General features: G+C 72.9%; 24 protein-coding genes. 8 read left to right on the top strand and 16 right to left on the bottom strand.

Features of this window, described 5'->3' with window-relative positions:
* The first annotated feature begins 64 nt into the window (after positions 1-64).
* The 3 genes from ACWEPL_RS44880 to ACWEPL_RS44870 are packed head-to-tail and all read left to right on the top strand — an operon-like array spanning position 65 to position 1,939.
* Entirely contained in the window at positions 65-454 is a 390-nt protein-coding gene (locus tag ACWEPL_RS44880; RefSeq protein ID WP_350729195.1) for a TraR/DksA family transcriptional regulator, read from the top strand.
* 35 nt (positions 455-489) lie between these two features.
* On the top strand, positions 490-1,017 hold the full coding sequence (lspA, locus tag ACWEPL_RS44875; RefSeq protein WP_363965028.1) for a signal peptidase II: 528 nt from the start codon (positions 490-492) through the stop codon (positions 1,015-1,017).
* Positions 1,010-1,939 carry an RluA family pseudouridine synthase gene (locus ACWEPL_RS44870; RefSeq protein ID WP_185073022.1) on the top strand — a complete coding sequence of 310 codons (930 nt, stop codon included), beginning with the start codon at positions 1,010-1,012 and terminating at the stop codon, positions 1,937-1,939. The genes lspA and ACWEPL_RS44870 overlap by 8 nt, the downstream gene beginning before the upstream one ends.
* Positions 1,940-1,950: 11 nt before the next feature.
* Here the strand turns inward: ACWEPL_RS44870 and ACWEPL_RS44865 are convergent, their stop codons facing one another.
* The 10 genes from ACWEPL_RS44865 to ACWEPL_RS44820 form a co-directional block, all read right to left on the bottom strand.
* Entirely contained in the window at positions 1,951-2,946 is a 996-nt protein-coding gene (locus ACWEPL_RS44865) for a hypothetical protein (RefSeq protein WP_363963704.1), read from the bottom strand.
* Positions 2,933-3,472 (bottom strand): SigE family RNA polymerase sigma factor, encoded by a 540-nt coding sequence (locus tag ACWEPL_RS44860; RefSeq protein ID WP_363963706.1) that lies wholly within the window; start codon positions 3,470-3,472, stop codon positions 2,933-2,935. The genes ACWEPL_RS44865 and ACWEPL_RS44860 overlap by 14 nt, the downstream gene beginning before the upstream one ends.
* A gap of 62 nt (positions 3,473-3,534) precedes the next feature.
* Positions 3,535-5,232: a glycosyl transferase gene (locus ACWEPL_RS44855; protein WP_363963708.1), complete on the bottom strand. Its 1,698-nt coding sequence runs from the start codon at positions 5,230-5,232 to the stop codon at positions 3,535-3,537.
* Entirely contained in the window at positions 5,229-5,939 is a 711-nt protein-coding gene (locus tag ACWEPL_RS44850) for a dolichyl-phosphate beta-glucosyltransferase (protein ID WP_452439808.1), read from the bottom strand. Before ACWEPL_RS44850 ends, ACWEPL_RS44855 begins: the two co-directional genes overlap by 4 nt.
* Positions 5,940-5,978: 39 nt before the next feature.
* Entirely contained in the window at positions 5,979-7,331 is a 1,353-nt protein-coding gene (locus ACWEPL_RS44845) for a serine/threonine-protein kinase (RefSeq protein WP_452439807.1), read from the bottom strand.
* A gap of 9 nt (positions 7,332-7,340) precedes the next feature.
* Entirely contained in the window at positions 7,341-7,652 is a 312-nt protein-coding gene (locus ACWEPL_RS44840; protein WP_363963714.1) for an AzlD domain-containing protein, read from the bottom strand.
* Complete coding sequence (locus ACWEPL_RS44835) at positions 7,649-8,311, bottom strand: AzlC family ABC transporter permease (RefSeq protein WP_350729199.1); 663 nt, start codon at positions 8,309-8,311, stop codon at positions 7,649-7,651. The genes ACWEPL_RS44840 and ACWEPL_RS44835 overlap by 4 nt, the downstream gene beginning before the upstream one ends.
* Before the next feature lie 11 nt (positions 8,312-8,322).
* Positions 8,323-9,165 carry an AraC family ligand binding domain-containing protein gene (locus tag ACWEPL_RS44830; RefSeq protein WP_452439806.1) on the bottom strand — a complete coding sequence of 281 codons (843 nt, stop codon included), beginning with the start codon at positions 9,163-9,165 and terminating at the stop codon, positions 8,323-8,325.
* Entirely contained in the window at positions 9,162-10,733 is a 1,572-nt protein-coding gene (locus tag ACWEPL_RS44825) for a protein kinase domain-containing protein (RefSeq protein ID WP_452439805.1), read from the bottom strand. The genes ACWEPL_RS44830 and ACWEPL_RS44825 overlap by 4 nt, the downstream gene beginning before the upstream one ends.
* Positions 10,734-10,743: 10 nt before the next feature.
* Complete coding sequence (locus ACWEPL_RS44820) at positions 10,744-12,639, bottom strand: serine/threonine-protein kinase (RefSeq protein ID WP_452439804.1); 1,896 nt, start codon at positions 12,637-12,639, stop codon at positions 10,744-10,746.
* 291 nt (positions 12,640-12,930) lie between these two features.
* Here ACWEPL_RS44820 and ACWEPL_RS44815 point away from each other — a divergent pair, with 291 nt between their 5' ends.
* Complete coding sequence (locus tag ACWEPL_RS44815; protein ID WP_363963722.1) at positions 12,931-13,920, top strand: chorismate mutase; 990 nt, start codon at positions 12,931-12,933, stop codon at positions 13,918-13,920.
* A gap of 7 nt (positions 13,921-13,927) precedes the next feature.
* Here ACWEPL_RS44815 and ACWEPL_RS44810 read toward each other — a convergent pair whose 3' ends face one another.
* From ACWEPL_RS44810 to ACWEPL_RS44795, 4 genes are all read right to left on the bottom strand, one after another.
* Positions 13,928-14,935 (bottom strand): SGNH/GDSL hydrolase family protein, encoded by a 1,008-nt coding sequence (locus ACWEPL_RS44810; protein ID WP_363963724.1) that lies wholly within the window; start codon positions 14,933-14,935, stop codon positions 13,928-13,930.
* Positions 14,936-15,044: 109 nt separating this feature from the next.
* Entirely contained in the window at positions 15,045-16,400 is a 1,356-nt protein-coding gene (locus ACWEPL_RS44805) for an amino acid permease (protein ID WP_350729210.1), read from the bottom strand.
* 326 nt (positions 16,401-16,726) lie between these two features.
* A complete protein-coding gene (locus ACWEPL_RS44800; protein WP_452439803.1) occupies positions 16,727-17,377 on the bottom strand; it encodes a response regulator in 651 nt (216 codons plus the stop codon).
* Between the two features lie 61 nt (positions 17,378-17,438).
* Positions 17,439-18,584 (bottom strand): sensor histidine kinase, encoded by a 1,146-nt coding sequence (locus ACWEPL_RS44795; protein WP_452439802.1) that lies wholly within the window; start codon positions 18,582-18,584, stop codon positions 17,439-17,441.
* A gap of 124 nt (positions 18,585-18,708) precedes the next feature.
* Between ACWEPL_RS44795 and ACWEPL_RS44790 the strand changes: the two genes are divergently transcribed.
* A complete protein-coding gene (locus ACWEPL_RS44790) occupies positions 18,709-19,518 on the top strand; it encodes a CPBP family intramembrane glutamic endopeptidase (RefSeq protein WP_452439801.1) in 810 nt (269 codons plus the stop codon).
* Between the two features lie 85 nt (positions 19,519-19,603).
* Complete coding sequence (locus ACWEPL_RS44785; RefSeq protein ID WP_363963732.1) at positions 19,604-20,974, top strand: amidase; 1,371 nt, start codon at positions 19,604-19,606, stop codon at positions 20,972-20,974.
* Positions 20,975-21,096: 122 nt separating this feature from the next.
* Here ACWEPL_RS44785 and ACWEPL_RS44780 read toward each other — a convergent pair whose 3' ends face one another.
* Positions 21,097-21,618 carry a hypothetical protein gene (locus ACWEPL_RS44780; RefSeq protein WP_355191768.1) on the bottom strand — a complete coding sequence of 174 codons (522 nt, stop codon included), beginning with the start codon at positions 21,616-21,618 and terminating at the stop codon, positions 21,097-21,099.
* A gap of 63 nt (positions 21,619-21,681) precedes the next feature.
* Here ACWEPL_RS44780 and murA point away from each other — a divergent pair, with 63 nt between their 5' ends.
* Together murA and ACWEPL_RS44770 are read left to right on the top strand one after the other, a co-directional pair.
* Positions 21,682-22,992, top strand: a complete 1,311-nt coding sequence (murA, locus tag ACWEPL_RS44775) for a UDP-N-acetylglucosamine 1-carboxyvinyltransferase (RefSeq protein ID WP_363963734.1) — start codon at positions 21,682-21,684, stop codon at positions 22,990-22,992.
* A gap of 53 nt (positions 22,993-23,045) precedes the next feature.
* A complete protein-coding gene (locus ACWEPL_RS44770) occupies positions 23,046-25,274 on the top strand; it encodes a transglycosylase domain-containing protein (protein ID WP_452439800.1) in 2,229 nt (742 codons plus the stop codon).
* 6 nt (positions 25,275-25,280) lie between these two features.
* On the opposite strand, the gene ybaK is transcribed toward ACWEPL_RS44770, so the two are convergent.
* Positions 25,281-25,736 carry a Cys-tRNA(Pro) deacylase gene (gene ybaK, locus ACWEPL_RS44765; RefSeq protein WP_350729233.1) on the bottom strand — a complete coding sequence of 152 codons (456 nt, stop codon included), beginning with the start codon at positions 25,734-25,736 and terminating at the stop codon, positions 25,281-25,283.
* Between the last annotated feature and the right edge of the window lie 51 nt (positions 25,737-25,787).

Here is a 25,787-nt window from a genome sequence, read left to right as displayed (position 1 = left end):
TCCGTTATGTGGATCCCTAAGCTGCCCGCACCATTTACGGCCTTGATCAGCAATGGAGGCAGCCATGGCGGCAGTCACGCAGACCGCTACACCTTCGATGTGGTCGGAAGAGGAGCTGGCCGAGGTACGCGGCAGGCTCCAGAGCGAGATCGACCAGCTCAACGCGGACATTCACCGCCACGAGACGGAGATAGCCTCTGGAGACGTCACTCAGGGGGCGGGCGACGACCAGGCGGACGCCGGCGCGAAGACGTACGAGCGCGAACGCGAGATCGCCCTTACCCTGAATGCGCGCGATCTGGTCGCGCAGAACGAACGTGCGATCGCCAGGATCGACGCCGGGACCTATGGAGTGTGCGAATCGTGCCACAAGCCGATCGGCAAGGAACGCCTTCAGGCGTTCCCGAGGGCGACGCTGTGCGTGGCCTGCAAGCAGAAGGAGGAGCGCCGGTAGGCCGCCCCCGCGGGCGTCTGGTCGCCGTCCTCGTCGTGCTGGCGGCCGTGGTCTACGCGGCCGACCTCATCACCAAGACGGTGGTGCTTCGCACGCTCGAGGGTCAGGCGCCGCTCGTCGTCCTCCAGGACGTGCTGCAGTTCCGGGTGATCTTCAATTCCGGTGCCGCGTTCAGCCTCGGCACCGGAATGACCTTCGTCTTCACCCTCATCGCCGCGGGCGTGGTCGTCGCCATCGTGCGCACCGCCCGCAAGCTCGGCAGCCGGGCCTGGGCGGTCACGCTGGGGCTGCTGCTCGGCGGCGCGCTCGGCAACCTCACCGACCGGCTGCTGCGCTATCCCTCGGGGATCGGGCGCTCCACGCAGCTGCAGGGGCACGTCGTCGACTTCATCGAGGTGCTCCCCGGGCATTTCCCCGTGATCGACTACTTCCCCGTGTTCAACATCGCCGACTCGGCCATCGTCTGCGGCGGCATCCTGGCGGTGCTGCTGGCCTGGCGCAACGTGCAGATCGACGGGTCCCGGGAGACCCCGGAGACCAAGGGGGCCGAGAAGGGTGAGTGAGCAGCGGAGCCTGCCCGTACCCGACGGGCTGGAGGGCGAGCGGCTCGACGCCGCGCTCTCGCGGCTGTTCGGCTTCTCCCGCACCCGCGCGGCCGAGCTGATCGGCGCGGGCGAGGTGCTGGTGGACGGCCGGCAGCCGGCCAAGTCCGACCGCGTGCACGCGGGCGCGTGGCTCGACGTGACGATGCCGCCGCCGGTCACCACGCCGATGCCGGTCGCCGAGCCGGTGCCGGGCATGACGGTCGTGTACGAGGACGACGATGTCATCGTGATCAACAAACCGATCGGCGTGGCCGCCCACCCGACCGTCGGCTGGACGGGGCCGACCGTGATCGGCGGGCTGCTCGGGGCCGGTCACACGATCGCCACCAGCGGGGCCGCCGAGCGCCAGGGCATCGTGCACCGCCTCGACGCCAACACCACGGGGGCGATGGTGGTGGCCAAGAGCGAGGTCGCGTACTCGCGGCTCAAGCGGGCCTTCAAGGAACGCACGGTCGACAAGCGCTACCACGCGCTGGTGCAGGGGCATCCCGACCCGTTCAGGGGCACGGTGGACGCGCCCATCGACCGCCATCCGTCCGGGGACGGGCGCTTCGCGGTGGTGGCCGGGGGGAAGCCGTCGGTCACCCACTACGACACCGTCGAGGCGTTCCGCGCGGCCTCGCTGCTGGACATCAAGCTGGAGACCGGGCGCACGCACCAGATCAGGGTGCACATGGCGGCGCTGCGGCACCCCTGCGTCGGGGACCTGCTCTACGGGGCGGATCCGACGCTGGCGGCCCGGCTGGGGGTCACGCGCCAGTGGCTGCACGCGGTGGCGCTCGGGTTCGAGCACCCCACCACGGGCGACTGGATGTCGTTCAGCACGGACTATCCGCAGGACCTGCAGAAGGCGCTGGACATCGTCCGCGCCGAATCCTGACCGGGTCCCGCCTACCCGGGTGAGCGGGTCGCGCACGGGCCGGTGCAGGCGGGCGTGGGCTCGCCGGGCCATCCGGCGTCCGGGTCCAGCGTGACCGCCGTCGCCAGCTCGGCCAGCCGGTCCCCCGAGCCGCCGTGCCCGGCCTCGGCGTAGGCCGCGTAGCCGTCCCTGAGCACCGTGACGCGGCGGTCCTCCCGCACGGCGGGCAGGCCTCGCACGGTGGTGGCGGGCTTCAGGGCCGGGGTCCGTTCCACGACCCCGACCTCCAGCCACGAGCCCGCGTCGCCGTAGCGAAGCCCCACCCTGGCCGGGGAGCCGTACGAGATGACCGCGCCCACCGGCGCGCCCAGCTGTCCCGGGACGGTGAATGGCACGTCGATCCGTTCGCCCGCGGAGGGTAGGACGCTCTGGGCCACCCGGTGGGCGAGCTCGCGGTCGCCGCTCTTGACCGACACCACGCCCCACGCCTGAGGCCCCCACTGCCAGGCCACCTCGGCCGTGCCGGGCCTCAGGACGGGCTCCCGCGGCCAGATTGCGTCCCGGCCGTTGACCGGGGGAGCGGTGGATCCGTCGGTGGTCCTGGGCTGGATGCCCTGGGCGTACAGCTCGATCACCGCGTCCCCCGGCCGTGACGGGTCGGCGGGGCGCAGGGTGACCCGCTGGACGAGGCGGCCCGTCACGTACGTGTCGGGGGTGAAGCCGCCCGCGGAGCCCACCGTGAAGGCCCTGGTCAGCACGTCGAACCCGGCTTGCGGGGCGACCGCGGGCTGCGGCCGGGGCCGGGCCGCCTGGTGGCCGAGCACGGTCGTCAGGGCGATCACCGCGACCACGGCGCTGACGGCCGCCACCGCCCCGAGCGCCGCGCGGGCGCGCGTCCGCCGCCGCCCGGCCCGTACGGCGGCCGCCACGCTCACCCGCCCCGTCGGATCGGGCTCCATGCCGCGCAGCGGATCGAGCAGCCGCCCGCCTTCCACGGCGGGACCAGGGCCGCGGTCACGGGCGTCCATGCCGCATCGCTCCCTCCACCACCAGCGTCGGATCGTCACCGAGCACCTCGCGCAACGTGGCCAGGCCGCGGGCCGACTGGCTCTTCACATTGCCCGCCGAACACCCCAGGATCTCCGCCACCTCCGTCACCGGCAGATCGAACAGGAACCGCAGCACGAGCACCGCCCGCTGTCGCGGCGGCACCTTGGCCAGCGCCGCGCGCACCACCGACCGGGTCTCGAGGTCGGGCGGCGGCCCGGCGCGCTCCTCAGGAACCTCGTGGGAGGAGCCCGCCAGCCTGACGCGGGTCCACCAGCCGAGGCGCTGGTCGTTCAGGAAGCACCGGACGAGCATCGCGTCCACGTACCTGTCCAGGTCGCGGGCCGCGCGGGCGCGCCGCCAGTGGACGTAGAGCCTGGTGATGGCCATCTGCACGACGTCGTCGGCGCGGTGGGCGTCCTTGCACAGGTAGTGCGCCAGCCGCCGCAGCGCCGGGAGCCGCGCGGTCACGTAGTCCACGTAGTCCCGCTCCTCCGCCGCGTGCACCCGACACCTCCTCGGTCATCCTTCACTCCCCTGTGACAGCGCCGGACGCGGCAAAGGTTGCATCACACATCCCACACCCACACGCCGCCCGCGAACAGGGGCGGCCCCAGGAGCGCGGTGAGGGTGCGCAGGAGCGCGTCCTGGTGCTCGTACGGGCCGAGCACGACCGCGTCGGCCCGCCAGTACGCCAGGTCGGCCCGCGCCCGGGCCCGTTCCGCCGGCCCGACGGCCGGGACCTCGCCCTTGTCGCGTACGTCGCGCAGCAGCGAGGCGGTGGGGCGGGGCGGTGCGCCGTACGCGCCCTCCCGGCCGGGGCCGGCCGGGCCGACGAAGTACCCCTCGGGGAGAGGGAAGCCGAGTCCCGCGTCGACCTGCCAGCGCAGCGCCCTGGCGTCGGCGGCGTCGGGCGGCGGCGCGGGCACGAGAGAACGCCCGGGGCGCACGTACGAGCGCCACATGCCGGTCGTGAAGAACGCGGGCGTGTCCGGTCGGTCGGCGGCCACCAGGGGTTTGGGCGCGAGCGGCAGCAGCGCCTCGGCCAGCGCCAGCCCCAGCAGCACCCGCGCCGGCGCGCCCCGCCACGACACCTCCAGCACCCGGTCGGCCGCGATCGCCAGGAGGGCCCCGACGGCGGGGACGCACACCAGCGTGAAACGGGACTCCAGCACCGACTCGAACAGCGGTAACTTGGACATCCACCACCACGGCCCAAAATATCCAGTCTTCTCGCCGTAAAAGGTGATCTCAGGCCCGAGGGACAGCACCGCCGACACCACGGCCACCAGCGTCAGCGGCGCCACCATCGGGAACCGCCGCAGCCACACGGCCACCCCGGCGACCAGGACGGCCAGCGGCCAGCCGAAGAACGCGTTCTGCTCGGTGGGGTTGAGCGACAGCGCCGCCGCCACGTTCGCGTCCCCGGCCAGCGACCTTCCGGCGTACGAGACGAGCGCCTGGACGTCGTTGCCCGCGGGCCCGTGGATCAGCGAGGAGTAGCTCTGCGGCCCGTCGAACTGGAACCACAGCGCGGGCCCGCTCAGCGCCAGGCTCACCGCCGCCGCCACCGCCGTGCCCGCCAGGAGGGGCCGCAGCGCCGCCAGGGCGACGCCGGGCCGGACCGCGACGTACCCGGCGGCGAGCACGGCGAGCCCGGTCGCGGCCAGCAGCAGCGCCTCCTCGCCCAGGAAGACCTGGTACGCCACCAGCAGCCCCAGCACGGCCCCGTCACGCCGGACGCGGCGGTCCCGGACCAGCAGCAGCACCCGGCCGATGATCAGCGGGATGGCGAACAGCACGACGAAGTTCGGGTGGGCGTTGGCGTGGGAGATGATCGGCGGCGCGAACGCGCAGAACGCGCCCCCGATCGCCGCCGCGGCCGGGGAGCCCACCAGGTGCCCGGACAGGAGCCGATACCAGGCGCCGGCGCTGCCCGCCAGGCCGCCGGTGAGCACGATCGCCCACGTCACCGAGGGGCCGAAGGCCAGCGTGACGGGCGCGAGCGGCGCGGAGACGCCGAGCATGACGGTGTTGGCCATGAGGTTCACGCCGAGCGGGTGGTTCTGCAGGGTCGTGAACAGCGGGAAGTCCCAGGAGGCCAGGTTGCGGGCGGTGACCGCGAAGAACCACTCCCACTGGTGCTGGTCCTGGCCTCCGTCGATCAGGTAGCGGTGGGACGGGTCGGCCCACAGGTGGGCGTACACGAAGACGGCCAGGGCGAGATAGACGCACGCGACGGCCAGGCCGGTCCGGCGGCGCGTCATCGGCCCTCGCACCGCAGCAGGCACACGTCGCCGAGCGTCAGCAGGTAGTGGTGGGCGCGTAATTTGGAGCCGGGGCGATGGGACCAGCGCACCGGGACCTCCCTGACCGGCCATCCCCGCCGGACGAACGCCCGCAGGACCTCCACGTCGAAGGCCCACCCGTCCAGCCGCGCCCGGCCGAACACCACCCGTGCCTTGTCCCCGTCGAACAGCTTGAACCCGCACTGCGTGTCCGCGATCCCCGGCACGGCCAGCGTCCGGATGAGCCGGTTGCCCAAGGTGCCCAGCAGGTGCCTGGCGGGGTGCTGGCGCACCAGGATGCGGGACCCGGGGCGGGCCCGGGAGCCGATGGCCGCGCCGGCGTCCCGGCCCAGCGCCGCCCGCAGCCGGCCGAACTCCTCGATCGGGGTGGCCAGGTCCGCGTCCGTGAACAGCACCTGGTGACCGCGTGAGACCAGCACGCCGCGGCGTACCGCGTGGCCCTTGCCCCGGTTGGCGGGCCAGCGGATGACGCGGATCCGCGGCTCGGCGCCGGCCGCGGCGGAGGCCACGGCCAGCGTGCGGTCCGCCGAGCCGTCGTCCACGACGATCAACTCCCAGCTCAGCGGCGTCGCGCTCAGGTGGGCGCGGACGGCGGCCAGGGTGGCGCCGAGCCTGGCCTCCTCGTTGTAGGCGGGGATCACCACCGACAGGTCGATCTCGCTCATGCCCCGGAGACAGGGCCGGGCCTCACCGGGGTTGCACGATCAGCCCTCCGGCTCCGACGGCTCGACCGAGTCCGGGGTCCGGGAAGGGGTGGTGTTGTCGCGGTCCTTCTTGCCGCTCGCGCTCGGCGTCGGCGTCCGGTCGGGGTTCTTCCGCTCACCGGTCGGCGTGGGCTCCCGGGTGGGGTCCTTGCGCTCGCCGGTAGGCGTCCTGTGCCGGTCCTCGACGGCCGGTGGGGAGCTGTCCGGCGGGGAGCTATCGGGTGTGGAGGGCGTCGGGGCGAGCTGCGGAGCGCCGGTGGTCGGATCGCCGGTGGAGGGCCCGGCGGTCACGACGGCGGGGGTGGGGCCCGGGCTCCGGGGCAGGTCCCGCGTCCGGCCGGACCACCAGGCCGCGCCGCCCGTGACCGCCGCGACGACCAGCGCGCCGCCCGCGATCACGGCCACCGGAAGCCTGCGCCGCCGCCGCGGGGAAGCCCCGCCAGGCCCGGTCGCACCCGGCCCGGTCGCACCTGGCTTGATCGCGCCGGGCCCGGCCGGGCCCGGCTCGGTGAGGGGGCCCGTCCGCTCGGGGGCGCCGCCGGTCAGGATCGCGGCCAGCCGCTGCTCGGCCTCCTCCAGCGACATGCGCTCGGCCGGGTTCTTGCGCAGCAGCCCGAGCAGTACGGGGCCGAGCACACCCGCGCGGGCCAGCGGCTCCGGTTCGGCGTGCAGGACCGCGCCCAGCGTGGCCAGGGGGTTGTCCCGCTGGAAGGGCGAGTGCCCCTCGACCGCGATGTAGAGCGTCACGCCCAGCGACCACAGGTCGGAGGAGGCCTTGGCCTGGCTGCCCGCCGCGCGTTCCGGCGCCATGAACGCGGGGGTGCCGAGCAGCACGCCCGTGCTCGTCACGGGAGCCTCGTCCTCCGTCGTGGCGATGCCGAAGTCGGTGAGCACCGCCCGGCCGTCCTCGGCCAGCAGCACGTTGTCCGGTTTGACGTCCCGGTGCAGCACGCCCGCCGCGTGCGCCGCGCGCAGCGCCTCGAGGAGCTGCAGCCCGATGTCCGCGGCCGCCGGCGGGGACATGGGGCCGTCCTCGCGGATCAGTTCGCCCAAGGTGCGGGAGTTGACGAGCTGCATGACGATCCACGGGTGACCGTTCTCCTCCAGGACGTCGTAGACGGTGGCCACACCTGGATGCGCCACCCGGCCGGCGGCCCTGGCCTCCCTGAACGTGCGTACGGCGAAGACCTCGCGCTCGGGACCCGTCAGGTCGGGTGGCGGCAGGATCTCCTTGACCGCCACGTCCCGGCCCAGCACCTCGTCATGAGCCTGCCACACCGTGCCCATCCCGCCCCGGCCGATCGTCCTGAGCAGCCGGTAACGCCCACCGACCATCTCTGTTGCATCGGACATGCACGGCGACTACCCAAGAAAGAACCGGACAAGCGCGGTGACGAGGGCCGCCGCGGCCAGGATGACCAGGAACGGCGCCCGCAGCAGCAGCCCGGCGACCGCGGCGCCCAGCCCGGCCGTGCGCGCCGGGTCGAAGCTCAGCCCGCCCTCCTCCGTGAACACCTGCACCGCGATCAGGGCCGCCAGCAGCGCCACCGGCACCAGTTCGGCGAACCTGCGGATCGCCGGATGCTCCAGCACCCGGCGCGGCGCCGCCAGTCCGGCCAGCTTGAGCACGTAGCAGCCCGCGCAGACCGCGGCGATGGCCCACCACAGTGTCATCGCGCCATCACCACCAGCACGGCGGCCGCCGACAGCAGCACGGGCACGCCGGGCGGCAGGAACGGGGTGGCGCACAGGGCGATCGCCGCCGCCGCGCCGGCCAGCCGGCGCAGCTCGGCGCTGGCCGTCAGGCGCGGCCACAGGATGGCCAGGAACGCGGCCGGGCCCACCACGTCCAGCCCCAGCACGCCGGGGTCGCCCAGGAACGACGCGCCGTAGGCGCCCGCCAGGGTGGTCAGGTTCCAGGTGAGGTAGAGGCTGGCGAACGTGGTGACGAAGCCCGTACGGGCCGCCTCCGGGGTCGGCTGGGCCAGCGTGACGGCCGTCGTCTCGTCGATCACTCCCTGCGCGGCCAGCAGCCTTCGGGGCCCGCGTACCCGGAGCAGGTCGGCCAGGCGCAGGCCGTAGAGCGTGTTGCGGCCGCCCAGCAGCAGCGCGCCCAGCGTGGCGGTCACCAGGTCGCCGCCCGCGCCCACCGCGCCGGTCAGCGCGAACTGCGAGGCGCCGGTGAAGGCCAGCAGGCTCAGCACGCACGCTTGCGGCACGCTCAGGCCCGCGGTGATCGCGGCGGCGCCGAAGGCGATCCCCGACAGCCCCACGGCCACGCCCACGCCGAGGCCGTCCCGCACGGCGGCGGAACGGTGAGTTGTCTGTTCCATGCCGCAAGAGGCTAGGAGGTGGGGGAACCGCCGGTCTTGTACGTTCCTGCAGCACGCTGGTACGCCGCGGGCGGCACGCCCACGATGCGCTTGAAATGCCGGTTGAGGTGGGCCTGGTCCGTGAAGCCCACCTCGGCGGCCACCTGCGCCGGGCGTACCCCGGACTGCAGGAGGCGGCGCGCCTGGCGCACCCGCAGCGAGGTGAGGTAGGCGTGCGGCGGCAGGCCGGTCTCGGCCTTGAACGCCCGCAGCAGCGCGAACGGCCGCGCGCCCACCGCGTCGGCCAGGTCGTCCAGTGTCGGCGGGTCGACGAGGCTGCCGTGCAGCAGGTCGAGCGCGTCCCGCACGGCCCGCCGGCCCTCGGCGGGCAGGATCGCCGCCGGCCTGGGCGTGGCGTGGCGGGTCACCAGCCGCGCGAACAGCGTGCGGCTCAGCGTGGAGGCGGCCAGCGCGTCGCCGCGCTCGGCCGCCTGGTGAGCTCGGCCGAGCAGCAGCGCCATGTCCTCGTCACGCACGACCTGCCTGGGGAAGTGCGGCGTCGCGTACGGCACGCCCAGCTCGGCGGCGATCCCCGCCAGCGTGTCGATCGACGGGTAGAGCATGCGGTACGACCAGCCGTCCGGCGTGCCCGCCTGGCCGGTGTGCACCGACTCGGGGTTGACCAGCACCACCTCGCCCGCGCCCGCCCGGTGCAGGGTGCCGCGGTAGTCGAACTCCTCCACACCCCTGACGATCACGCCGATGGCGTAGCCGTCGTGCACGTGCCGGGTGAAGCGGTGGGTGACGTAACGGGCCTTGAGCAGGTCGGTGCCCGGCACCGCCGGATGCCGCCAGAAGTGCGCCTGCTCTTTCATTGAGGTCTGAAGGTCTTCGCGAACGTCTCGAAGTAGCGCCGGTCCGAGGCCCAGCGGGCGTCGGTGGTCTCCCAGTAGAGGGCGTACGGGCGGCCGTCGGCGGTGCGGAAGCCTCGGTTGATCACGTGGATCCGCTGCCCGCCGCGGATCCTGGTGAACTCCCAGTCGGCGGCCTTGCGGCCGAGGTAGGTGGTCGAGACGATGCCGATCCGGCTGTATCCCTCGAACTCGCCCTTCGCCCGGATCTCCTTCTCCAGGCTGGCCCACTGCTTCGCCGGGTCCGTCCAGGCGAGGTCGGGGACGGTCCACTCCACGATCATCGCGCCGGGGCTGTCGGGGCCCTTGAAGGTGATGCTGTCCCTGGTGGAGTGCTTCACGGCCCGCCACCCCTCCGGGACGGCGACCCCGAAGCGGCCCTGCGCGCTCCTGAACGCGCGCCACCCCGCGGGCACCGGCTGCGTCGTCGTGGTGGGCGTACGCGTGGGCTCGGGCGTGGCCGTGGGCATGGCCGTGGGAGTGCTCGACGTGGTCGGCTCGGCGGTGGGGGCGGGACCCGTCGGTGTGGGGCTCGGGGTCGCGGCGGTGCTCGTCCAGTGGTTGGAGACCAGGAAGCCGCCCGCGCCCAGCACCGCCACGGCGGCGGGCAGGCCGATCCACAGCGCCCTGCCGCGCCTGGGCCGCGTCGAGAGCGTGGGGCCCTCGGCCGTGTTCGCGGCACCGGCCGTCGGTCGCCATGCCCCGGGGGACGTCGGGTGGGGTGCGGGGCCCGTGGCGGCCTCGTACAGCAGCCTCGCGGCCTCCGCGGCGGGCAGGCGCTCGTCCGGGCTCCTGCGCAGCAGCCCCATGATGACCGGCTGCAGCGCGCCGGCCCGCGCGGGCGGCTCGGGCGCGTCGCGCAGCACCGCCGCGACCGTCGCGGCCCACGAGTCGCGCTTGAACGGCGGCTCGCCCTCGACGGCCGCGTACAGCGTCGCCCCCAGCGACCACAGGTCCGACTCGGGGCGCGCGGGCTCGCCGTTGAGGCGCTCGGGCGGCATGTACGCGGGCGTGCCCACCAGCCCGCCGGTCGCCGTCAGCCCCGCCTCGGCCTCCAGCGAGGCGATGCCGAAGTCGGTCAGCACCACCCGGCCGTCGTCGGCCAGCAGCACGTTCTCGGGCTTCACGTCACGGTGGAGCACCCCGGTGGCGTGCGCGGCGCGCAGCGCGTCGAGCACCCGCCCGCCGATCACCGCGACCTGCCCCACCGTGAGCGGCCCGCGCTCGCGCACCACCTCGGCCAGCGAACGCGAGCGCACGAGCTGCATCACGATCCACGGGCGGCCGTCCTCCTCGACGACGTCGTGGATGACGATCACCGACGGGTGGTCGAGGCGGCCCGCCGCCCTGGCCTCCCGGATGGTCCGGCTGTTGAGCTCGGCCCGCTTGGCGTCGCCGACGCCCGTGTAGCGGACCTCCTTGATCGCCACCGTACGGTCGAGCAGCTCGTCGTAGGCACGCCAGACCACGCCCATGCCACCCTCGCCGAGCGGCTCGATGAGGCGATACCGGTTGCCGACCTGCCTTTCCACGCGGTGAAGCCTACTTGGCCGGTTTGAAGGTGGCGCAGAACCCTTCAAAGAAGTCGTAGTCGGCCTTCCAGTGGCTCTTCAGCGTGTGCCAGTAGATCGCGTATCCCCGCCCGTTGTCGGTGATGAAGCCCCGGTTGCGCACGCGCGTCTTGCCGGTGTTGGTGTTCCAGGTGAAGTCCCAGTCCGCGGCGGCCTTCTGGAAGCCCTCGACCCGCTTGATGTCGAGCTTCTTGTAGCCGCCGAAGTTGTTCTTGAGACTCGGCTCCTGCTTCTTCCAGTCCTTGTACGGGTCCCTGCTGCTCTTCCCGCCGTCCTCGATCATGAGGTACGCGTTGGAGGCCGCGCCGGGGCCTCGGAACTTGACCTGGTTGCCGCCGCGGGTCAGCACGTCCCAGCCCTTGGGCAGGCCGACGGAGAAGCCGAGCTTCTTGTCCTTGTACATCTTCCAGCCGGCCGGCAGCGCGTTCTCCTTCTCCTTCTCCTTCTCGGGAGTGGGAGCCGGAGTCGTGGCCGTCGGTGACGGCGGCTGGGACGCACTGGGCTCGGCGGAGCCCGACGTGGACGCGCTGGGCGACGCCTGCGAGGCGGTGCCCGTGGGGACCGTGGCCTGGGACGAGCCCTTCTTCGTGTCGCGCTCGTCGGGGGCCGAGCTCAGCCCGAGGTAGCCGCCGATCACGGCCACGAGCACGACGGCCACGGCCGCCGCGATGACCGGCCCGGCCCGGCGCGGGTCCGTCCTGGTCGCGTCCATCGTGGACTCGGCGGTGGCGGGGGCGGGGGCCGGTGCCGCGGTCGGCGACGGCGTGATCCGCGACCCGGTCTCGGGGACGGCGGGCGACGGGACCGGAGCGGCGGAGGCGATCAGGTTGGGGTCGGTCGGGGTGTCGTCCTCGACGGGCGGCGCCTGGCGCAGCTTGCCCAGGGCGCGGAACCTGTTCTGGACGGCGGCCTTGCCCTGCGCGGAGGCCTCGTTCTGCGACGGCGGCTCGGCCGGGGCGGGGGCTTTGCGCGGCGGTGGTGGCGTGGTGGGCCGCGGCACGCGGATCGTCTGCGCCGCGGGGAACTGCGCGGTCGGCGGCGGGCTCGCCTGGGCGATGACCTGCCGCAGCATCCGCTGCGCTTCCTCGTACGTGAGCCGCTGGACCGGCTCCTTGTTCAGCAGGCCCAGGATCACGTCGGTGAGCGGGCCCGCGTGCGCGGCCGGATCGGGCTCGTCGGTCAGCACGGCGTGCATGGTCGCCAGGGCCATCCCCCGCTCGTGCGGGGAGCGGCCCTCCACGGCCGTGTACAGCGTAGCCCCTAACGACCACAGGTCGGACTCGCGCCGCGCGGGCAGCCCCTTGAGCCGCTCGGGCGCGATGAACGCCGGCGTCCCGGCCAGCCCGGTCACGGTCAGCTGCGTCTCGGTCTCCAGCGTGGCGATGCCGAAGTCGGTGAGCACGACCCGACCGTCGTCGGCCAGCAGCACGTTCTCGGGTTTGACGTCGCGGTGCAGCACGCCGGCCTCGTGGGCACGGTGCAGCGCGTCCAGCACGGCCAGGCCGATCTCGGCCACCCGCTTGGGTGCCAGCGGCCCGTCCTGCTTGATCACGGCGCCCAGCGAGCGCGACTGGACGAGCTGCATGACGATCCAGGGCCGGTCATCCTCCTCGATCACGTCGTGAACGACGATCACGTTGGGATGCTCGAACCTCGCCGCCGCCCTCGCCTCGCGCATGGTGCGCCGGTTCAGCAGCTGCACTTCCTCGCCCAGGGCGGCCGCGTACCTGACCTCCTTGACCGCGACCGTGCGGTCCAGGAGCTCGTCGTACGCGCGCCAGACGATACCCATCCCGCCCCTGCCGATGGGTTCCTGCAGTTGGTAGCGGCCGGCGATGCGGCGTCCCTCCTGCTTGCGATCCGACATCAACGGCCTCAAACCCTCCTCTAGGCCAAGAAATACTCCCATAGAGAGGGATCAACGGCGACTCGCCTGAAGGACAGTCCGTCATGTGAGCGGCACCGTCCAGCAGGTGAAGCCATGGGTGTAGTGTTTCAGACATGACTTGTCGCTACGCCTTTATCGAGCCGGCTCCGGGAGAGCCGGTCGTCAGCTAGCGACCACCTGGAGCCGGCACGAGGCAGAGACGACCCGTCTCTGCCTTTTTGGTTTTCCCGCCGGCTGCGCAGGGGCCGGCCCGAATTGGGGGAGTCGAGGATGTCATCGACCTTGGAACGGCGCGCCGTGGCGGTGGGCGGAACGCTCGTGGGCGAAGGGCCCGCCGTGGTGATCGGCGGCCGGGTCGACCTGCGGGCGCACCGCGGGGAGGCCGACGCGTACGAGGTGCTGGGCGAGCACGCCACGCTGGTGGAGCCGTACTCGGCGGCCGATCTGCCGGCCATCGCCGAGCGGGCGGACGCGGTCGTGGTGGGTTCGTCGTGGACGCGCGACATTCCGCTGGTGCGCTCGGCGGCCGGCCTCGGGCTGCCGGTGGTCGTGGAGCGGCGGCCCGCCGCCTCGCTGGAGGAGTGGCTGGAGCTGGCCGACTACTGCGCGCGGGAGGGGGACGGGCGGGTGCTCCTGTGCGAGGGCGGCCGGCTGGACCTGGGGCTGATGCGGGCGGCTCGCGCGGTCTCGGGGCGTCCCGTGCTCGCCGACGTCTCGCGGGACGCGGCGCTGTCCGCGGCGGCGGTGGCGGCGGGCGCCGACGGGCTCGTCGTGGACTCGGCCGAACGAGGCACCCCGCCGGTTGGTGGGCCGGCCAAGCTCGGGACCTACGTGGGAGCCCGGACGGCTGAGCCCTCCAGGAGCGGGGTGCTGGAGTTCGTGGGCCCCGGGAGCCTCGCCGAGGCCCGTCAGGAGCTCTCCCCGGCGACGGTGTTGCGCGCGGCGGAGGAGGCCGTGACGGTCGTGGGCGCTCTGGTGCGGCCCGAGGCGCCCGCCACGCTGCCGGAGTGCCGCGAGGCGATCGACCGGGTGGACGCGGCGCTGGCCACGCTGCTCGAACGGCGCGCGGCGCTGGCGGGCATCGTGCAGCGGATCAAGCCGGTCGGCGGGTTCGCGGGGCGCGACATGGCCCGGGAGCGCGCGCTCGTGTCGCGGATGGCGCTGCGTGCCCCGTCGCTGGGGGAGGCCCGGCTCGCGCCCATCATGAACGCCGTCATCGAGGCGGGCCTCCACCTGGCCGAGGAGCGCTCGGCCGAGTGAGCGGGCGTCAGGGGGCGTCGAGGCGGACGTTGTTCATGGGGCGGCCCGGCCCGGCGGCGATCTGCTTGGTGATGAGCTCGGCGAAGCGGCGGTAGCCGTCGCCCGTCGGGTGGTAGCTGCGGGCGTTGACCTTGAGCTCGTCCATGTTCACGCTCAGCCCGTTCAGGTACGGCTGCGGCCGGCCCACCTCGTGCCCCGTGAACGCCTCGTACGCGTCCACGTACTCCACGCTCCCCGGCACGCCGAACGCCGCGATCGTGCGGTCGAAGTCGGACACCACCGAGGCCACCGTGTCGTTGAGCCGGCGCGTCATCCCGTTCAGCCAGGTCTGGTCCTCGGCGCTCATGTTGTCGACGGTCGCCACGGGGTCCTCGGGGAAGGGCCTGGGGTAACCGAGGACGATGATGCGGGCGTTCGGCGCCCGCGTCCGCACCTCGCGCAGCACCTTGGTCAGGCTGGGGCGCAGCTCGTCGATGCGGCGGGCGACGGCGGCGTCCTGCTCCACGCACGCCGACGACCACGGCAGCTTGACGATGCAGCCCGTGAGCACCTTCGTGAACCCGGCGTCGTTGCCGCCGATGCTCAGCGTCACCAGGCTGGCGTTCGGGCCGACCCGGGTGATCTGGGGCTTCTGGCCGTACTGGCCCGACAGGATCTGGGTGGTGGTGGCGCCGCTGCAGGCGTAGAAGGCGGTGCCGCCCCCGAAGCGGTAGGTCTGCGCCACCAGCGGCACGTACGAGCCCGTCGCCCGGTGGCAGCGGTCGGCGCCGTCGTTGATCGGCTCGTGGTCCAGGTCCCAGACGCCCTCGCCGGAGGAGTAGGAGTCGCCCAGCGCGACGTACATGCCGCCCTGCGCCACCTGCACGGGCGTCAGGCGGGTCGCCTGCGGCAGCCTCCCGTTCGGCTCCTGATCGGCCGGGCAGCCCGCGCCGAGCACGGCGCAGGCCAGCCTCGGTAAGACGCCCAAGGGCGCGCATGCCACGGCAAGCGCGGCGCCGACGGCGGCGGCCGCCACGGTCTGGACTATCGCCCGCTTTGTCCACCTCGGCGTCTGTCGTGTCGCCTCGTCCAGTGCGGCCTCCCCGTGTGCGGCGGCTCTGTGCCGGCACATCGAGAGTACTCAGTCAGGGGCGGCCGCCGTTGACGATCCGGCGGCGGCTGACCACCCGCCAGCCGAGGGCGATGGCCACGGCCAGCGCCGGGATGAGGAAGAACGCCACCCGCTGGTCGGGGTCGGCGAAGGGCATCAGCAGGACGACGAGCACCAGGAACGCCAGCGTGAGCCAGTTCGTGTACGGCGCGCCGGGCATCGGGAACACCGACAGGTGGCCCGACCGGCGCAGCCGCATCTGGCACCAGACGAGCACGCCCCAGGTCGTGATCACGCCCAGGGAGGCGACGGCGGTGGCGATGTTGAAGGCGCGCTCGGGCAGGAAGTAGAACAGCGCCACCCCGGCCAGGAACATGGCCGCCGTGAACAGGATGCCGCCCATCGGGACGAACCTGGAGCTGAGCGTGCCCGTGAACCCGGGCGCCTCCTGCTTCATGGCCATCGAGCGCAGGATGCGGCCCGTGGCGTACAGGCCGGAGTTGCAGGACGAGAGCGCGGCGGTGATCACCACGAGGTTCATCGCGTCGGCGGCCCACGGGACGCCGAGGCCCGCGAAGACCGTCACGAACGGCGAGGTGTCCGCGTGGTACGCGGTCCACGGCAGGACCATCGCCAGCAGCGCCACCGAGCCCACGTAGAAGATCGCGATGCGCCACACCACGCCGTTGATCGCCTTCGGCATGACCTGGTGCGGCCTGGCCGTCTCACCCGCCGTGATGCCGACCAGCTCGATCGACGCGTACGCGAACACCACCGACTGCAGGCTCATCAGCACCATCGGGAAGCCCTTGGGGAAGAAGCCGCCGTGGGAGACGAGGTTGTGCGGGGTCGCCTGGCCGACCGCGAAGACCACCAGGACCAGGCCGACCACCAGGAAGATCGTGATCGCCAGCACCTTCAGCATGGCGAACCAGAACTCCAGCTCGCCGAACAGCCGGACCGACACCAGGTTGACCGACAGCACGAAGCCCAGGGCGATGAGCGCCGTCAGCCACTGCGGGAACGCCGGAGCCCAGTAATGGATGTAGGCGGCGATGGCGGTCAGCTCGGCGATGCCGGTGAACGCCCAGTTGATCCAGTACATCCAGCCGCTGGCGAACGCCGCCCACGGGCCGATGAACTCGCCCGCGTACTCGACGAACGACCCCGCCACCGGGCGGTAGAGCACGAGCTCGCCGAGCGCCCGCATGACGAAGAACGCGGCCGCCCCGGCGGTGGCGTACGAGATCACCAGGGCGGGCCCCGCGGCGGCCAGCCGGCCGCCCGAACCGAGGAACAGGCCGACCCCGATCGCCCCGCCGATCGCGATCATCTGGACCTGGCGGTTGCCGAGCGCGTGCCGGTAGCCCTCGTCCGTCTGCGTGCGCACCGAGTGTCTCCTCAACTACGTACAGTGAATACGACGATATCGGTGCTGCCGGCCACGGGGGTCCCGGCGCGCCGGTCCGGGCGGGGGCCGGGCGCGGGCATCGGGATCTCGGTCCGGACCACCGGAGTCGGGGCGCACAACCCCACTCGAGAGGGGCCGGGATCCGCCTGGGGGCGTGACGGCGGTCGTCGTGGCCTCCCGCGGGGGCGCGATCCGCTTGGGGGCGTGACGGCGGTCGTAGCGGTCTCCGGAAAGGGCCGGGATCCGCCTGGGGTGGGATGGTGGTCGTCCGCGGTTCGGGCCCGTGCTTGATGGGGTGGCGGGGGTCAGGAGGGTGGGGGGTCCTTGAGGTGGAGGGCGAGGCGGGTGCGGTCGCGGAGGGCGTATTTGCGGAGAAGGCTGGAGACGTGGTTCTTCACCGTGCCCTCGGCGATGCGCAGCCGGGCCGCGATCTCGCGGTTGGAGGCCCCCGCGGCGATCAGCGCGGCCACCTGCGCCTCCCGGGCCGACAACCGGTCCCGAGGCGCGGCCGGCGGGGCCGGCGCGGGCGGGGTGCGCCGGAGCTCGGCGACCAGGCGGGCGGCCACCGGTGAGGCGAGCACCGTCTCCCCGCGGCCGGCGCGGCGGACGGAGTCGATCAGCTCCTCCGGCGTGCAGTCCTTGAGCAGGTAGCCGACGGCGCCGCCGCGCAGCGCGCCGAAGATGTAGTCGTCCTCGTCGAACGTGCTGAGCACGATCGACGCCACCCCGGGCTGCCGGGCCGACAGGCGGGAGATGAGCTCGACGCCGTCCATCCTGGGCATCCTGGCGTCCACCAGCGCCACGTCCGGGCGGCACTCGGCGGCCACCAGCAGTGCCTCCTCGCCGTCGGCGGCCTCGCCCGCCACCTCGATGCCGTCCTCGATCTCCAGCATCTTGCGCAGGCCCTGCCGCATCAGCTCCTGGTCGTCGACCAGCAGCACCTTGATCGCCCTCACGTCGCCACCTTCACAGGGGCGGGCAGCTCCGCCCGCACCTCCAGCGGCACCCTGATCGCCCTCACGTCGCCACCTTCGCCCGGACGGGCAGCTCCGCCCGCACCTCGAAGCCGCCGCCCGGCCGGTCGCCCGCGACCAGGGTGCCGCCCACGGCGCGGGCGCGCTCGGCGAGCGAGCTCAGGCCGAACCCGTTACGTCCCTCGCGGTCGCGGCCCTTGCCGTCGTCGGCGACCGCCAGGACGACGGCCTCGCCGGAGAAGGTGAGCGTGCCGTCGACGTGGCGGGCCCCGGCGTGCCGGACCGCGTTGGTGAGCCCTTCCTGCAGCACGCGGTAGAGCACCAGCTCCACGTCGGGCTCCAAGGGCACCTCGCCGCCCACCACCTCGAAGGACACCGCCAGCCCCGTGCCGTCGAACGACGCCGCCAGCCGCTCCAGCGCCGCGCTGCCGACGCGGCCCTCGAGCGCGAGCGGGCGCAGCGCGCGGACCCACCGGCGGGCGTCGGCCAGCGCCTCCACGGTCAGCCCCTTCGCCTGGCGCACCTCGTCCCAGGCGGCCTCGGGGCGGCGCGAGCGGAACCGCTCGGCGTTCTCCAGGCTCAGCTTGATCACCGTCAGGTGGTGGCCGATGGAGTCGTGCATCTCGGCACCCATCCGCGCCCGCTCCTGGGCGACCGTCAGCTCCCTGACCCGGGCCAGCAGCCGCCGCGCCTCCTCCCGCCTGTGCCGCGCCTCCAGCACGGCCGACGTCATGCCCAGCACGAACGCGGCGAAGACGACGGTGACCACCGTCTGCACGGTGGCCTCCGGAATGCCGTAGGCCACCGCGGTCGTGACGAAGAGCCCGCCCATCAGGCAGCCGACGATGACGGCCGCGGTCCGCATGCCGTGGACGAACGCCACATTGGCGATCGCCAGGAGCGTCAGCAACTGGTGGATCTCGGCCGAGCCCGTGAGTCCCAGGGCGAACGTCGCCAGCAGGAACGCCACCGGAAGAGGCCGCCGCCACCCTTCGCAGCGCCGCCAGGGCAGCAGCAGCCAGAGCACGGCCACGAGCGCCAGGTTGACGCCGAAGGGCACGGCCCACGGCGGCGTCGAGGGCTCGGCCGCGTACGCGACGGCCCCGGTGGCGACGAGCACCACCCAGAACACGACGGTGAACAGGACGGGCCGGTCGGGGACGCGCAGCCGGGCCAGAGGACGCTGCATGGCTTCGACCATAGTTTCCCGCGAGGGCGTTGTGATCCTCCTTGAGGACCCATGACGAAGGTCATGGCGGGTTCAGACCGCGGGCCGATGTGCGGCGGCGCAGGGCTGCCTAGCGTGACGGTCCATGAAAGCCACCCATCCTGTCTGGGCCGTGCTGATCGCCGTCGTCGCGATGTTCGCGCAGGTGTACGGCGGCTCCCTTCCCGCGATGCTGCTCTTCGACCGGGGCGACCCCCTCTATCAGCCGGTGGGCGTGATCGGAGTCACGCTGGCCTCGCTCGGGCTCGTCTACCTGATCCGCCGCTTCCTCGGCCGCCAGTCGTGGCGGGGCGTGGGGCTCACGAGGTCCTGGCGGGCCGTGCCGCACCTGCTGGCGGGAGTGCTGGCCGGCGCGGCCGCGGTGATCGCCTCCAACGCTCTGTCGGTGGCGCTCGGCGTGGCCGCCTGGCTGCCGTGGGACGTGATGCGCGACCAGCTCCCCTACCTGCCGCTCTACGTCGCCATAGTCCTGCTCGGCCAGGCGTTCCCCGAGGAGCTGCTGTGGCGGGGGCACCTGTTCGACACGCTGTCGGGCCGGCTGTCCCCGAGGGCCGTGCTGATCGTGGTGTCCGTGTGCTTCGGCGCGCTGCACATCCTCTCCCGGAGCCCGGCGGACACGCCCGCCGAGCGCCTGCTCTACGTGCTCCAGGCGATCGGCATCGGCTTCGCCTGCGCGGCGGCGCGGGCGCGCACCGGAGCGGTGTGGATGGCGGTCGGCGTGCACACCGGCTTCCACACCGGCAACATCGTGCTCCCGACCCAGGACATCCAGTACGGCGTGCAGCTCGTCATCGTGGCCTGCGCGCTCGCCGTCACCGGCCTGCTCATCCTGGCCAGACGGAGGGACGGCCACACCGCGCCACCGGAACGGGGGCTGGTGCGGGAGAGTTCCTGAGCGGTGGTGATCCGACGAGCGGTCGCGGCCGGGGTGGGCAACCCTCGCCGTCGTCGGGCCGCGGCCCGTGGGGGAGGATCCAAGGGTGAGCGAACTGCACTACTCGACCGCGACCGAGCTGGCGCACCTGATCAGGACCAGGCAGGTGAGCGCCGTCGAGGTCGTCCAAGCCCACCTCGACCGCATCGAGCAGGTCAACCCGCGCGTCAACGCCATCGTGACCCTGGTCGCCGAGCAGGCGCTCGACGCGGCCAAGGCGGCCGACGCGCGGGAGCCGGCCGGTCCGCTGCACGGCCTGCCCGTCGCGCACAAGGACCTCGTCGACACGGCCGGCATCCGCACCACGTACGGATCGCCGCTCTTCGCCGACAACGTCCCGGCCCAGGACGACCTGATCGTCCGGCGGCTGCGTGCCGCCGGGGCCATCACCATGGGCAAGACCAACACACCGGAGTTCGGCACCGGCTCCCACACCGTCAACGAGGTGTTCGGCGCCACCGGAAACCCCTACGACCTGTCCAGGTCCGCCGGAGGCAGCAGTGGGGGCGCGGCCGCGGCCCTGGCCACCGGCATGGTCCCGCTGGCCGACGGGTCCGACATGGGGGGCTCGCTGCGCAACCCGGCCTCCTTCTGCAACGTCGTCGGCCTGCGCCCGACCCCGGGCCGCGTCCCCGACCCGTCCGACACCAACGCCTGGTACACGCTGTCCGTGCAGGGGCCGATGGCCAGGACGGTCGAGGACGTGACGCTGATGTTCGGGGCGATCGCCGGGTTCGACCGGCGCTCCCCGTACTCGATCAAGGAGGTCTTCGCCCCCGAGCCGGAGGAGGGCGTGCGGGGGCTGCGCGTGGCGTGGAGCCCGGACCTGGGCGGCCTGCCGGTGGACCCGAGGACGGCGGCCGTCACCGCGACGGCGCCGGCGGTGTTCGAGCGGCTGGGAGCCCTGGTCGAGCAGGTCGAGCTGGACCTGTCGGAGGCCGAGGACGCGTTCCGGACCTACCGGGCGTGGAACTACGCGCTGTCCTTCGGCGACCTGACCGGGCTCGGCCCCAACACCGCGTGGAACGTCGAGCAGGGCCGCAAGGTCACCGGCGCCGACCTGGCTCGGGCCGAGCGGGGCCGCAGCCGCCTCTACCAGCGGATGGCCGCTTTCTTCGACACCTACGACGTGCTGATCGCGCCCGTCAGCCAGGTGCCGCCGTTCCCGGTCGAGCAGCCTCACGTCAGCGAGATCAACGGGGAGCCGATGCCCGACTACCTCGCCTGGATGCGCTCCGCGTACTGGATCAGCGTGTTGCACGCGCCGGCCGCGTCCGTGCCGGCCGGGTTCACGGCGGACGGGCTTCCGGTGGGGGTGCAGATCGTGGGTCGGCCGTTCGAGGACGCCAGGGTCCTGCGCGTGGCCCGCGCGTTCGAGCAGGCCACCCGGCACGGCGAGCGCCGCCCACCGCTCTAGCCGCCGCACGGGGCGGGTCGTCGTGCGGGCGGGTCAGACGGGCTCAAGCGGGTCGTCGTGCGGGTGGGTCGGAAGGGCTCGGGCGGGTCGCCGTTCGGGCGGGTCAGACGGGTTCGGGCGGGTCAGAGGGGTTCGGGCGGGTCGCCGTACGGGTGGCGCAGCGGCGACTCGCGGTACCCGTGCATGCCCTCCAGGAACCCGAACAGCCCCACCGCCAGCAGCGGCCAGGACACCAGCACGCCGGAGGCCGTCAGCTTCAGCGCGCCCGGGACGACCTTCACCCCGGGCGTGGCGGCGGCCTCGATGACGACCGCCCCGATCGTGAACGTGGACCCGACCCACAGCGTCAGCATCGCCCCCAGGACGCCGCCCGCGCAGAGCCCGAGCAGCACCGGCAGCATCCACCGCCGCGCCGCGAACCACGCGACCCCGCCGCACAGCAGCCCCAGCCCGCCGGTGATCACCGCGAACCACCCGTCGGCCGCGATCAGCGCCTGCGTGGACGGGTCGGCCAGCACCGTCCCCTGATCGGTGACCTGGTACGGCGCCCGTGGCGTGATCCCTGACCAGACCAGCCCGGCAGCCGCTCCGAGAGTGGCAAGTGCGAGGACAGTTACCGCGAAAGCGCGCACTTCCCTCGTCACGCCACTCCCCCTTACATGTGTGTCCGAATCAGCTCGATGGTATCCCCCGGCTAGGCTCGCCTCGTGATTGCAGAAGAGGTCTGGTTGATAGAACCCTCCGGCCCGCTCCGGGGGGACGTCGAGGTACGCGGCTCCAAGAACGGAGTCTCCAAGCACATGGTCGCCGCCATGCTGGGCGGCGGGGAGAGCAGCATCCACAACGCCCCGGAGGTGGGCGAGGTGGAGATCACCGCCGCCATGCTGCGGGCGCTGGGCATCCATGTCGAGATCTCCCGCACGGAGATCAGGATCGCGCGGGGACAGGCCATCGAGCCGAGGGTGCCCGACGCGTTCACCGGCCTGAACCGCATCCCCATCCTCATGCTCGGCCCGCTCCTGCACCTGGCGGGGGAGGCGTTCGTCCCGCTGGTGGGCGGCGACCCGATCGGGCGGCGGCCGGTCAACTTCCACGTGGAGGCCCTGCGCGCGATGGGCGCCGAGGTGGAGGTGGGCGACACCGGGATCTTCGCCAAGGCCGGCCGGCTCCACGGCACCCGGATCGAGCTGCCGTACCCGAGCGTCGGCGCCACGGAGACCGTCCTGATGTCGGCGGTCCTGGCCGAGGGCAAGACGGTGCTGAAGAACGCCGCGATGGAGCCCGAGGTGGTGGAGCTGGCGCTGTTCCTGCAGCGGATGGGGGCCAGGATCGAGCTCTCCCCCGACCGCAGGATCGTCATCGAGGGCGTCGAACGGCTGCGCGGCGCCTCCACCTGGCTGACCGGCGACCGCATCGAGGCGTTCTCCTACCTGGCGGCCGGCCTGGTCACCGGGGGAGAGGTGCGGGTGCACGGCTGCCCGCAGGACCGCCTGGTCACCGCGATCACCACGCTGGCCAGGATGGGCGCCCAGTTCGACATCAACGACGAGTACCTGTGCGCCACCGCGCCGCCCGAGGGGCTGCGCTCGGCGGCCGTGCAGACCGACACCCACCCCGGGTTCATGACGGACTGGCAGACGCCGCTCATGGTGCTGTTCACGCAGAGCCAGGGCATGTCGGTGCTGCACGAGACGGTCTTCGAGAACCGCCTGGTGTACGTGCCCGCGCTGCAGAAGATGGGCTGCGAGATCGAGGTGTTCGACCAGTGCCTGGGCGGGCCGGCCTGCCGGTACCACGACACCAACGCCAGGCACTCGGCCGTCGTGCGCGGCGTGTCCAAGCTCAAGGGCGCCGACGTGACGCTGCCCGACATCCGGGCGGGGTTCTCGGCCGTGCTGGCGGCCGCCGTCGCCGACGGGCCGTCCACGCTGCGCGGCGTGCACCACATCGAACGCGGTTACCACCGGCCGTTCGAACAGTTCGCCTCGCTCGGTCTGCACATCCGCAGGCAACGGTAAACAGGTGACAAGCGGGCGTTTGGCGCGGATCCGGACGTCGCAGATCATGTGACGTGACCGTACTCAGATCCGTCGGCGCGCTCGGGCTGGCGGGGGCGCTCGGAGGGGTGCTGACCGCGGCACTGGCCGCGCCCGTGGTGAGCGGGGGCGGCATCGCCGCCAAGAACGTCGCGAGCACCTTCGTCGACCTGCCGCCCGCCCCGCGTGAAGAGCCCCTGGACCAGGTGACCAGACTGCTGGACAAGGACGGCAGGACGTTCGCCCAGTTCTACGAGGCCAACCGGACGGCCGTGCGGCTGAGCGCCGTCGCCCCGGTGATGCGCAAGGCGATCGTGGCGATCGAGGACGCCCGCTTCTACGAGCACGGCGGCCTCGACATCCGGGGCACGTTCCGGGCGCTGCTCACCAACACGCAGGCCGGCGGCATCAAGCAGGGCGGCTCGTCCCTGACGCAGCAGCTCGTCAAGAACATCCTGATCGAGGCCGCCCGCACCGAGGCCGAGCGCGACCGCGCCCGCGCCCCGAACCTGGCCCGCAAGATCACCGAGCTGCGGCTCGCGCTGGCGCTGGAGAAGAAGTACCGCAAGGACGAGATCCTGGAGCGCTACCTCAACATCGCCTACTTCGGCGCCGGAGCCCACGGCGTGGAGGCGGCGGCCAGGCGCTTCTTCTCCACGTCGGCCTCCCGGCTGACCCTGGGCCAGGCGGCCACGCTGGCCGGCGCGGTGCGCATGCCGTACTCGACCGACCCCTCGCTCGGCCGGGACCATCGCGAGCGCCTGAAGACGCGGCGGGACCTCGTGCTCGACCGCATGGCCGGGCTGAAGCTGATCAGCCCGCAGGAGGCGGCGAGCGCCAAGGCCGCGCCGCTGGCCATCAAGCTCAGGCCCGAGCCCGGCGGGTGCGAGCAGAGCGCCTATCCCTTCTACTGCCTCTACGTCCAGCGCGAGCTGCTGTCGAACCCCGTCTTCGGCAACACCGAGGCCGAGCGGCGGACCAGGATGGCCAGGGGCGGCCTGACGATCAGGACCAGCCTCGACCCGATCGCGCAGAGCGCCGCCGAGCAGGCCATCCGCCGCCACGTCTGGCCGGAGGACACCGAGGTGGCCGCCGAGGCCATGGTCGAGCCGCGAACCGGGCGGATCAGGGCGATAGCGGCCAGCAAACGCTTCGGCCGCAACCCCGGCAACCGGAAGAACGGCCCCAAGACCACCTTCAACCTGGCCGCGGACGTGGCGCACGGAGGCGGTCAGGGGTTCCAGGCCGGGTCGACGTTCAAGGTGTTCACGCTGGCCACGGCGCTCCAGCAGGGGTGGCGGTTCGGCGACGGCTTCAACACCCCGGGCGAACTCGTGCCCGGGCAGGGCTACCGCGACTGCGCGGGCCACGCCGTGAACGACCCGGACACCCGCATACTCAACGCCACCGGCGAGGGCTCCGGCGGCCCGCACAGCATCGAGACCGGCACCTGGAAGTCGGTGAACATCTTCTACATGATGCTGGAGCGCAAGGTCGGGCTCTGCAACGTGGTGCGGACGGCCAAGGCGCTCGGGATCGCCAGGGCGGACGGGGAGCCGCTGAAGGAGGTGCCCACGTTCACGCTGGGCGTGAACGAGATGGATCCGGTGACGGTGGCGGCGGCGTTCGCGGCGTTCGGGGCCAGGGGGATCTACTGCCGGCCGCTGGCGATCGTCGAGATCGTCGGCAGGGACGGGCGGCGCACCCACGTGCCGCCCGCCTGCGAGCGCGCCATCGAGGAGGAGGTCGCGGACGCGGTCAACTACGTGCTGGAGGGAGTCTTCTCCAAGGGCACCATGCAGGGCCAGAGCATCGGCTGGCCGGCCGCCGGCAAGACGGGCACCAACAACGGCTACACCTCGGCCTGGTTCGCCGGTTACACGCCCGCGCTGGCGGCGGCGGTCAGCGTGGGGGACATCCGCGGGTCGTACCGCTTCCCGCTGCAGGGGGTGCAGATCGGGGACGACTACTACGGAGCGGTACAGGGGGCGTCGCTGCCCGGGCCGATCTGGGTGGAGTCGATGGAGTCAGCGCTGCGGGACGTCGAGCCCAAGGGCTTCGCCGGACCGGACATGGCCCGCTTCGGCGGCGGCAACACGCCGGGGCTGGAGCAGGCGCTCGCCGAGGAGGAGCGGAAGAGGCGCGAGGCGGAGGGCGGCCGGAGACGCGGCGACCACCCCTTCTTCTGGGGACGCCGGCGGCTCTTCGAATGGCTCGTCGGCCAGTCGCCCCTGGACAGCTCGGAGCCCGGGCGGCGGCGATGAGCGCGGTCAGGAGGACTTGCCGATGGGGGCGGTGACGGCCCTGGTGAGCGTGATGAGGTTGTCGGGCGCGGTCTCGATCTGGAGGCCGCGCTTCCCGGCCGAGAAGTAGATCGTCTCGAAGTCGAGCGCCGAGGAGTCGACCACCGTCGGGAGCTGCTTGCGCTGGCCCAGGGGGCTGATGCCGCCCACGACGTAGCCGGTGACGCGCTCCACCTTGGCGGCGTCGGCCATGGCGGCCCGCTTGCTGTTGAGAGCGCCGGCCAGGGCCTTGAGGTCGAGCTTGCCCGACACGGGCACGACCGCCACCGCCAGCCCGCTCTCCACCTCGGCCACCAGCGTCTTGAAAATCCGCTCGTACGGGACGCCGAGCGCGTCCGCGGCCTCCTCGCCGTAGGCCTGGGCCGAGGCGTCGTGCTCGTACGGGTGGAGCGTGAACTCGGCCTTGGCCTTGGTCAGCGCCATGGTGGCCGGGGTCCCGCCCTTGCCTTTCGATTTGCTCACAGGATCACATTG

The organism is Nonomuraea sp. NPDC004186 (genome assembly GCF_053603495.1).
This window is presented reverse-complemented; position numbering and strand designations above follow the sequence as displayed.

Bases quoted from the DNA above. Each gene is read 5' to 3' on its own strand.
- ACWEPL_RS44880 (WP_350729195.1), top strand. From the start codon at position 65: ATGGCGGCAGTCACGCAGACCGCTACACCTTCGATGTGGTCGGAAGAG.
- ACWEPL_RS44865 (WP_363963704.1), bottom strand. From the start codon at position 2,946: ATGGACGCCCGTGACCGCGGCCCTGGTCCCGCCGTGGAAGGCGGGCGG.
- ACWEPL_RS44855 (WP_363963708.1), bottom strand. From the start codon at position 5,232: ATGACGCGCCGCCGGACCGGCCTGGCCGTCGCGTGCGTCTATCTCGCC.
- ACWEPL_RS44850 (WP_452439808.1), bottom strand. From the start codon at position 5,939: ATGAGCGAGATCGACCTGTCGGTGGTGATCCCCGCCTACAACGAGGAG.
- ACWEPL_RS44845 (WP_452439807.1), bottom strand. From the start codon at position 7,331: ATGTCCGATGCAACAGAGATGGTCGGTGGGCGTTACCGGCTGCTCAGG.
- ACWEPL_RS44840 (WP_363963714.1), bottom strand. From the start codon at position 7,652: ATGACACTGTGGTGGGCCATCGCCGCGGTCTGCGCGGGCTGCTACGTG.
- ACWEPL_RS44835 (WP_350729199.1), bottom strand. From the start codon at position 8,311: ATGGAACAGACAACTCACCGTTCCGCCGCCGTGCGGGACGGCCTCGGC.
- ACWEPL_RS44830 (WP_452439806.1), bottom strand. From the start codon at position 9,165: ATGAAAGAGCAGGCGCACTTCTGGCGGCATCCGGCGGTGCCGGGCACC.
- ACWEPL_RS44820 (WP_452439804.1), bottom strand. From the start codon at position 12,639: ATGTCGGATCGCAAGCAGGAGGGACGCCGCATCGCCGGCCGCTACCAA.
- ACWEPL_RS44815 (WP_363963722.1), top strand. From the start codon at position 12,931: ATGTCATCGACCTTGGAACGGCGCGCCGTGGCGGTGGGCGGAACGCTC.
- ACWEPL_RS44795 (WP_452439802.1), bottom strand. From the start codon at position 18,584: ATGCAGCGTCCTCTGGCCCGGCTGCGCGTCCCCGACCGGCCCGTCCTG.
- ACWEPL_RS44790 (WP_452439801.1), top strand. From the start codon at position 18,709: ATGAAAGCCACCCATCCTGTCTGGGCCGTGCTGATCGCCGTCGTCGCG.
- ybaK (WP_350729233.1), bottom strand. From the start codon at position 25,736: ATGGCGCTGACCAAGGCCAAGGCCGAGTTCACGCTCCACCCGTACGAG.